The 2,463-nt window shown below is 76.1% G+C and carries 2 protein-coding genes; one reads left to right on the forward strand and one right to left on the reverse strand.

Annotated elements, in window-relative coordinates; all coding sequences use genetic code 11:
* The coding region (locus tag H5J30_RS27200; protein ID WP_181789965.1) for an HtaA domain-containing protein at positions 1-1,225 on the reverse strand (1,225 nt) is incomplete at its 3' end.
* A gap of 108 nt (positions 1,226-1,333) precedes the next feature.
* Between H5J30_RS27200 and H5J30_RS27205 the strand changes: the two genes are divergently transcribed.
* Entirely contained in the window at positions 1,334-2,368 is a 1,035-nt protein-coding gene (locus tag H5J30_RS27205) for a heme/hemin ABC transporter substrate-binding protein (protein WP_181789966.1), read from the forward strand.
* Positions 2,369-2,463 lie beyond the last annotated feature (95 nt).

Genomic DNA, 2,463 nt, shown 5'->3' on the forward strand with positions numbered 1-2,463 from the left:
GCGCCACGGCGACGGACACCGGGTCCATCTCGGTGCCCGCCCCGTACAGGCCGCCGAAGGCCCGCGCGCCCTCGGCCGTGAGCTTCGCGGGCGCCTCGGCGACGGCGACGAGGCCGCCCTTCGCCCTCAGCCGCCCGGCCTCGAAGGTGACGAGCGGGGTGGCCCCGGACGTGGCGCCGTCGTCGGCGACGTCCGCGACGAGCGTCCCCCTGCCGCCCTCGACGGTCACGGACACGTCGCTCAGCCGCAGGTCCAGGCGCTCGCCGGTGAAGCGCAGGGTGCCGGAGAAGCTTGCCTCCAGCCGCTGCTTCCCCGCGTCGTACGAACCCTTCGCACCCCCGAAGCGGAACAGCGCCCCGCCGTCCTGGGCGCCCCCGCCGAGCCGCCAACTCCCCTGCGCGACGGGACCCGTGACGTAGTCGCGGAAGGTGCGGCGCACGCCCCAGTCGACGGCGCCGTCGACGATGTCGCCCGCGGCGGCCTTCCCGCCCTTCTCGTCCTTCCCGCCCTTCCCGCCGTCCTTCCCGGGCTTCTCCGACGGCTCGGGCGCGTCGCCGGAGGGAGCCTCAGCCGCGCGCACGTCCACCGACAGGCTCACCGGGTCGAGCGCGGTGCCGGCCGGGTAGTAGCCGCCGAAGGCGCGTTCGCCCTCGGCGGTGAGGATGGCGGGCACGCCGTCGAGGACCAGGGGGCTGCCGCCGCCGCGCATGTCGAGCCCGCCGAGGTCGAGGTCGGCGAGGGCGGTCTGGGTGGAGGTGCTCGTCCGGCCCGTCTCGCGGTCCTTGCCGGCGACGTCGGCGTGCAGCGTGCCGCGGCCGTCGGCGATGCGGACGGTGAAGCGGCGCAGGGTCAGGTCGAGTCGGTGGGTGCCGTTCTCCTCGTGCCCGGTGAAGCGCACCCCGCCGCCGAAGGCGGCGGTGAGGGCGCCGGTTGCGGGGTCGTACGAGCCGGTGGCGGAGTGGAAGCGGAATCCGGAGGCGGCGCCGTCGAGCAGTGTCCACTCGCCCTGCGCGATGGGGCCGGTGACGTACGTGAGGAACGACTCCTTGATGCCCCAGTCGAGTCGGCCGCCGTCGACGGTGCGGGCCGCCGCGTGCGCGGGCGGCGCGCCGGCGAGGTCGGTGCCCACCGCGAGTGTGCCGGTGAGCAGCGTGGCCGCGGCGACGGCAACGGCGCGCCGCCGCGGCAGCAGGGTGGCGGCCAGGGCACGCAGGTGCCGCAGCATGGATCCCCTCCCGGTCTGGCTTCTTAGGTAAGGCTAACCTAAGCTATCGCCGAGCAGGCCGGAAGCCCCCGGCCGTGCGAGCCCCCTGGAACGCCGAAGGTGGAACCGGTGCCGCGAACTACCCGCATCCCCCGCGCCCTTGCCGCCGCGGCCGCCCTGGCGATCGCCCTGGCCGGCTGCGGCGGCACCTCGGACGCGGACTCCGGCGACGGCAGCGGCGGCAGCAGCGCCGGCGGTACGGGGAACGGGGCGCCGGCCGGCCGCGTCGAGCCCATCACCGCCGAGGCCGACCCCGAACTGCCCGCGACCGTGCCCTCCGCCGACGGGCGCGAGGTCACGGTGACGGACGCGGACCGCATCGTTCCGCTCAGCGGCTCGATCTCCGAACTCGTCTTCTCCCTCGGCCTCGGCGACCGCGTCGTCGCCCGCGACGTCACCGCCACCTTCGACCAGGCGAGCGGCCTGCCGGTGGTGACACGGGCGCACGACGTCTCCGCGGAGAGCGTGCTCTCGCTGGAGCCGGACGTGGTGCTGGCCGAGGAGACCACCGGCCCCGCGGAGGCCGTCGACCAGATCCGGGCCGCGGGCGTGCCCCTCGTCGTCCTCGACCCGGCGCAGGATCTCGACGACGTCGGCAGCCGCATCGACGCGGTCGCCGCCGCGCTCGGCGTCGCCGACGAGGGCGCGGAGCTGCGCGAACGGACCGCGGAGCGGATCGAGTCGGCCCGCCGCGACATCCCGGCCGGCGGCGCGAAGCCGCGGGTGGCGTTCCTGTACGTCCGGGGGTCGGCGTCCGTGTACATGCTGGGCGGCGCGCGCTCCGGTGCCGCCTCGCTGATCGAGGCGGCGGGCGGCGTGGACGCCGGGAAGGAGTCCGGTCTCGACAAGGACTTCACGCCGATCACGAGCGAGGCGCTGGCGAAGGCGGCACCGGACGTGCTGCTGGTGATGACGAAGGGGCTGGAGTCGGTGGGCGGGGCCGACGGGCTCGTGCAGCTGCCGGGCGTGGCGCAGACACCCGCGGCGATGGACCGGCGGATCGCCTCGGTGGACGACGGCGTGCTGCTGAACTACGGGCCGCGCACCGACGCGGTACTGCGGAGCCTGGTGGCCCAGATCCACGGCCCGGGCACACCGGAATGACGTCCTCGGCACAACTGCCGCCGGGCGGCGGGATCGGGGACGTGGCGGACGGCCCGCGCCCGTACCGTACGGGCGGCGCCGGCCCGGCGCCGTCG

This window comes from Streptomyces phytophilus (assembly GCF_013870535.1).
GTDB classification, from domain to species: domain Bacteria; phylum Actinomycetota; class Actinomycetes; order Streptomycetales; family Streptomycetaceae; genus Streptomyces; species Streptomyces phytophilus.